General features: G+C 37.0%; 7 protein-coding genes. 4 read left to right on the plus strand and 3 right to left on the minus strand.

Annotated features, from left to right (window positions below; all coding sequences use genetic code 11):
• The coding region (locus V7149_RS02865; protein ID WP_335344154.1) for a hypothetical protein at positions 1-327 on the plus strand (327 nt) is incomplete at its 5' end.
• A gap of 42 nt (positions 328-369) precedes the next feature.
• Here the strand turns inward: V7149_RS02865 and V7149_RS02870 are convergent.
• The 3 genes from V7149_RS02870 to V7149_RS02880 all read right to left on the minus strand — a co-directional run bounded on the left by V7149_RS02870 (position 370) and on the right by V7149_RS02880 (position 2,769).
• Positions 370-933 carry a tryptophan transporter gene (locus tag V7149_RS02870; RefSeq protein WP_335344155.1) on the minus strand — a complete coding sequence of 188 codons (564 nt, stop codon included), beginning with the start codon at positions 931-933 and terminating at the stop codon, positions 370-372.
• A 129-nt stretch (positions 934-1,062) separates the two neighbouring features.
• Positions 1,063-2,145, minus strand: coding sequence for a 3-phosphoserine/phosphohydroxythreonine transaminase (gene serC, locus V7149_RS02875; protein WP_335344156.1), 1,083 nt, complete (start codon positions 2,143-2,145; stop codon positions 1,063-1,065).
• A 195-nt stretch (positions 2,146-2,340) separates the two neighbouring features.
• On the minus strand, positions 2,341-2,769 hold the full coding sequence (locus tag V7149_RS02880; protein ID WP_335344157.1) for an HIT family protein: 429 nt from the start codon (positions 2,767-2,769) through the stop codon (positions 2,341-2,343).
• A 611-nt stretch (positions 2,770-3,380) separates the two neighbouring features.
• Here V7149_RS02880 and V7149_RS02885 point away from each other — a divergent pair.
• The 3 genes from V7149_RS02885 to V7149_RS02895 all read left to right on the plus strand — a co-directional run.
• Positions 3,381-4,121, plus strand: a complete 741-nt coding sequence (locus V7149_RS02885; protein WP_335344158.1) for an ABC transporter ATP-binding protein — start codon at positions 3,381-3,383, stop codon at positions 4,119-4,121.
• A complete protein-coding gene (locus V7149_RS02890) occupies positions 4,114-5,325 on the plus strand; it encodes an ABC transporter permease (protein WP_335344159.1) in 1,212 nt (403 codons plus the stop codon). Before V7149_RS02885 ends, V7149_RS02890 begins: the two co-directional genes overlap by 8 nt.
• Positions 5,326-5,391: 66 nt before the next feature.
• Positions 5,392-6,031 (plus strand): EcsC family protein (locus V7149_RS02895; protein WP_335344160.1); only part of this gene is annotated, 640 nt, incomplete at its 3' end.

Raw genomic sequence — 6,031 nt, forward strand, 5'->3', positions numbered from 1 at the left:
ATTGTTCCGAAGGCGCTTCCGCTTTTCTTAGTATGGATCAATCCTTTCTTCCTTTTACATACGAGCAAGGATTCAAGCATAAAGATAAAGAAAGAGACTACATGCAAGTTGCAAGAAAGAGGGGAGGGGGTCCGTATGTCAGGGATAACAACAGGATTTTTTACAATTGGGGCCGTTCTGATCGCCGGTGGCGTTTATTTCATGTTAGCAATGAGAAAGCCAGGTTTTTACCCGCCTAAATATATATTGAGAAAAAGAGCAGCTGCCTTAGGAGCCGGGGGGATTGTTTTATTATTAATAGGTGCTTTTATGTATAGCTTGCAATAAAGTAAAAACCCGCTTAATGAAGCGGGTTTTTGTTTCACGTTATTAATCAATAAGCTTACGATCTGCGCCATTATTTTGTGTAATAACGACTGTTGAATCATTTAGTTTTGTTCTTTTCACAATTGAAAGCGCCACTGGATAAAGGACAACCATTACGATCGTATTAACTGCAGCTGCTGGCAAAACAACTGCTGCGAATAAAGCAGTGAATGGTCCAGGCAGACCGACAATGAATAAAGCTGACGATAAAAATACAATCCCAGATACAATCGTACACACCGCTGTAAGAATGGCTGCACTAACAATGGACTTTTGGAATTTCTTTAAAGCTAAGAATAATCCTAAGAATACAAATGCAGTAATCGGTTTATCAATGATATTTGGAATTAGGCCACCAGGGAATGTAGTTGTTAAACCAGCTATAATTCCTGTTACTATACTAAGAAGCAACACACTCTTTTTATTTGGAAAAAGAATAATTCCAATAAACATCATCGTTAACATCATATCTGGCTTCATTCCAAAAAAGAATCCCGGAACAACTGCATGCAATACTGTTCCCATCCCAACTAAGAGGGCTAGGGCTACAAGATTTTTCGTATTCATTTCTCATCTTCTCCTCTGCTATACTAAGCTATTAATATTTATCCCTTCTGCAGTGCACTCGTTGCCTGCAGCAAGAAACTTGCACTAATTATAACATACATTGCTTTATATTAAAGAGTAATTTTTCAGTTAATAATTATTTTTAAATGCTTTCATAAACTTTGCAAGCTGTTCAACTTGTTCAACCGGAATCGCGTTATAAATTGATGCACGGCAGCCTCCAACAGAACGATGTCCGTTCAAGCCAATGAAGCCAGCTTCCTTAGCTTGCTGAAGGAAACCTTTCGATGTTTCCTCATCTTTTAGATTAAAGGTAACATTCATCTTGGATCTGCTTTCTTTCTCAGCGTGTCCAATATAGAAGCCTTCACTTTCGTCCATACAATCGTATAGAATTTTCGCCTTCTCTTCATTTCTCTTTTCGATGACTGGCAAACCGCCTTCTTGCTCGACCCACTCAAGAACAAGCTTTAATAAATAGATTGCTAATGTTGGTGGCGTGTTGTAGAGGGAATTGTTTTTTGCAAAAGTATTGTAGTTTAGCATAGTTGGCAGTGAACGATTTGAATTGGATAGGAGCTTCTTATTCATAATCACAACGGTAACCCCGGATGGTCCCATGTTCTTCTGTGCCCCAGCATATATAAGATCGAAATCTTCAATATTTATTCCTTTACTTAAAATATCACTGGACATATCAGTAATTAAAGGAACCTCTTTATTGGATGGAAATTGATTCCACTGAGTGCCATAAATCGTATTATTGCTTGTAATATGAAGATAAGCTGCTTCCTTTGAAAGCTCAATATCATTAACATTAGGAATAAAACGATAATTTTCTTTCTCACTTGAGGCAGCAACATAGGTTTGCCCAATTTTTTCGGCTTCCTGTAATGCTTTTTCAGCAAAAACACCAGTTAAAGCATAATTTCCTACCTTTCCTTCTGTAATCAGATTCATCGGAACCATTGAAAATTGAAGACTTGCTCCACCTTGAAGGAACAGAACCTCATAGCTGTCTGGTATCGATAGGATGCTTCGTAGTAAATCCTGTGCTTTTTGATGAATCGCTTCATATTCTTTGCTTCTGTGACTTAATTCCATAACAGCCATACCGCTGCCGTTATAATTAAGCCAATTCTTCTCAGCTTCTTGTAATACTGATAACGGCAGAGCAGCTGGTCCCGCATTAAAATTTAGTGCTCTTTTCATATTAGCCCCTCCAAAAATAGTATAAGCTTCGCCTTAACGCTGTAATAAGATAAAAAGATAATCCTATGGTAACAAAAATAAATCATTTGTACAGGAGGAATTACAAACTTTCTGAAAAAAGTGGCAAAAAAAGGAGCCTTCCAAAAAGTTGAAAGAGCTCCTTTAGTTTGTGGATAATTAACAAGATTAATCTCTTTATTTCGATGCGATTCTACTGTTAATCCCTTTGGCTATTTCCTGCAAATCCTGTGGGGTATATTCAGAATTATGCGTTTTCCATACCGCGCCAAAGCCATCCCCTTTGCCATAACGAGGGATTAAGTGCAGATGGAAATGGAAGACTTCTTGACCAGCTTCCTTGCCGTTATTCTGCAAAATGTTCATTCCTAAAGGCTCACAATCTTCTTTAATTGCGTTTGCAATTTGCGGAACTGCTTCAAAAAGCGTTCTCGCTGTTTCAGCATTCATATCGAAAATATTTTCAGTATGTAATTTTGGTATCACTAATGTATGGCCCTTAGTTACCTGACTAATATCAAGAAAAGCTAATACATGTTCATTTTCAAATACCTTTGCTGAGGGAATCTCTCCATTAACAATTTTACAAAAAATACAATTGCTCACACAAAACACTCCTTCTCCCAAGATTATTCAATATTCCCTATAATACCATAATGAATAAACGGATAAAAGGCAGGATCCGCTAGGGAATCCCGCCTTCGTGAAGGGGATTGCTTCTTTTTATACGTTTCTATTTCAGGTCATTCCCTTTGATAAACACCTCATTTATTCTTGAATGATTGTGTTTACGTCTAGAGAGATTCGATCATTGTTCAAGCTGACCATCCCCAATTCTTTATAAGTTTTTACTAAAACGTATAAAGCAGGATATTGTCTTTAACAAACACCTCATTTTTTAAGTGTAGTGTTGTTATTCGCTTTGATCTTCTTGGTTAATTAGAACATTGCCCAATGTAACCATCCCCTTATTTTTAAAACGTTGGAAGCTTAGCTTATATTGAAATGTTCATTGTCTGCGACAGACACCTCATTTCAAAATTTGATAATTCTTTACGTTATCAAATAGCTTGTTTCCCCTTCATAGATTAGAATACCCGTCTTGAAATTTCATATACATGTTAGAAAAGATTTTTTAGAAAAAGGATAAGCAAATTGGACAATTGGCTCAAGTGTTTTTTACAATGGTTGTAGTATATAGGGAAGGACGTTATAGCATGGCTCTTTTGAAAATTGAAAATGTGACGGGCGGATATACGAAAAATCCCGTATTAAAGGATATATCTTTTGAGGTAAATGAAAAAGAACTCGTTGGTTTAATTGGTTTAAATGGTGCAGGAAAAAGTACAACAATCAAGCATGTCATAGGGTTAATGGAGGCGCACAGCGGAACAATCACAATAAATGGAAAGAGATTCCATCAAGACAAAGAAGCATATCGAAAGCAATTTACCTTTGTGCCAGAAACACCCATATTATATGATGAATTGACTTTAGAAGATCATCTGAAAATAACAGCCATGGCCTATGGGTTAAAAATGGAGGAGTATAAGGAAAGGGCGGACAAGCTTTTAAAGGAATTCCGCATGGAAAAAAGGCTTAAGTGGTTTCCTGCTCATTTTTCAAAAGGGATGAAACAAAAGGTAATGATCATGTGCGCCTTTTTAGTTCAGCCTGACCTTTATATTGTGGATGAGCCATTTGTCGGGCTTGATCCGCTTGGAATTCAATCCCTTCTTGATTTAATGAATAAAATGAAAGAAAACGGCGCGGGGATTCTAATGTCAACTCACATTCTGGCAACTGCGGAAAGATATTGTGACCGTTTTGTCATTTTACATGAGGGAAAGATCCGGGCAAAAGGAACATTAAGTGAACTAAGGGAGCAATTTTCTATGCAGGATGCTACATTAGATGATATTTATATTCAGCTGACAAAGGAAGAAAATTATGTTTGATGAGAAGAAGTTGTGGAGAGAGCGATTCAATCAAAGAATGAAGGAGCTTTCTCGTTATTCCCGATATATATTTAATGGTCATATAGTAATTGTACTGCTTTTTTTAATTGGAACAGCAGCATATTTTTACCAGGAGTGGTTAAAAACGGTCCCTGAGCAATTTCCGGCGGCGGCCATAATGGCTGTTGTGATTGGATTACTGTTAACCTACAGTCCAATCAGTACTTTTCTATCTGAAGCAGACAAAATATTTCTGCTGCCATTGGAAAGCAAGCTTTCACGCTATTTTTTCCGCTCAATTATAGTGAGCTTTGCTGTACACGCATACCTTATTTTTCTTGGACTTGGTGTTTTTATACCAATGTACGCAAGGGTGAATGACGGGGACTTTAATAAGTTTATGCCTTTTTTATTCGTGATTCTCATAATAAAAGCGTTGAATGTCATTGTCCGCTGGAAGGTCCTGTATTTTGTTGAAACAAAAGTTCATGTCATTGACTCGCTTGTAAGATATGCGATAAATGCTGTTTTCCTTTTCTTTCTCTTTTCGAATGCCAGAATTATTTTTCTGATTCCTGTGGTGTTGTTATTAATGGGTTTACTATTCTTTTATCACAGAAATACAATGGATAAAGGCTTGAAATGGGAGTATTTAATCGAGATGGAAGAGAGAAGAATGACTTCCTTCTATCGGCTAGCCAATTTATTTACCGATGTTCCGAAGTTAAGGGACCGTGTGAAGAGGCGTAAATGGCTTGATTGGGTGTTCAGCAAGATATCCTTTGCACAAAAGGAAACTTTCAACCATCTTTATGTAAGAACCTTTCTGCGGGCAGGTGATTACTTTGGGTTATTTATCCGATTAACTCTTATTTGTATTGGTGTTCTTTATTTTATTTCCTTTGGACTAGGTCAGACAATCGTTGCGCTGCTTTTTATTTATTTAACTGGGTTTCAGTTAATTCCTCTTTGGAACCATCATCAAAATAAACTTTGGATCAAGCTTTATCCAATCAAGGAGGAATTAAAAGAAAAAGCCTTTAAGCGGCTGCTCTCAAGGGTTTTATATTTACAATCCCTTTTATTAGCCATAGCGATTTTATTAAAAGGCGAGGGGATGTTAGCCTTCATTACTCTAATAGCTGGATTAGGTTTTGCCTACTTTTTTACAAATGTATATATTACGAAAAGACTGAAATCATGAATATGAATGAAACTATTCATTCCCGTTACCGTATTTATTAGTAAGAAAAAAAAGGATGGGTAGCATATGAATGAGTATGAGTTGCAAGCATATAAAGAGATTGAAGAGTGGAAACATAAATTATTTAAAAAATCCGGGATGTTAAATCGCCTGTCAAAAAAAGCACAAACAAAAGTGAATAGTCTGATCCCAGAAAAGGCACATCAAATCCTAACTGACAGTATAAAGAATATGGTAAAGGCAACACTTGTCGGTTCCAATTTAACAACGCGAAAAAAACAAACAGCTTGCCATTCGCTAGAGGAAATGGATAAAAAGCTTACTGAAAAATTCTCCTCCTATAAAAAAACAGCTATCGTTGAGGGAGCTGGAACTGGAGCAGGCGGAATTCTGCTCGGATTGGCTGACTTTCCGCTGCTTTTAACGATAAAAATGAAATTTCTATTTGAAGCGGCAGCTATTTACGGTTTTGATACAAATGAATATGAAGAACGGTTATTTATTCTTCATGTGTTCAAGCTGGCTTTTTCAAGCAGTGAAAAGAGAAGAGAAACCTGGCAGATTGTTGAGGAATGGGATGTGAGAAAGTCTCAAGTTTTGGAAATGGACTGGAGAGAATTTCAGCAAGAGTATCGTGATTATATCGATTTTGTCAAAATGCTTCAGTTGGTTCCGGGCATTGGGGCCGCTGTAGGCGCATTTGCAA

Source organism: Bacillus sp. JJ1503, from assembly GCF_036965125.1.
In the GTDB taxonomy this organism is placed as follows: Bacteria; Bacillota; Bacilli; order Bacillales; family Cytobacillaceae; genus Cytobacillus.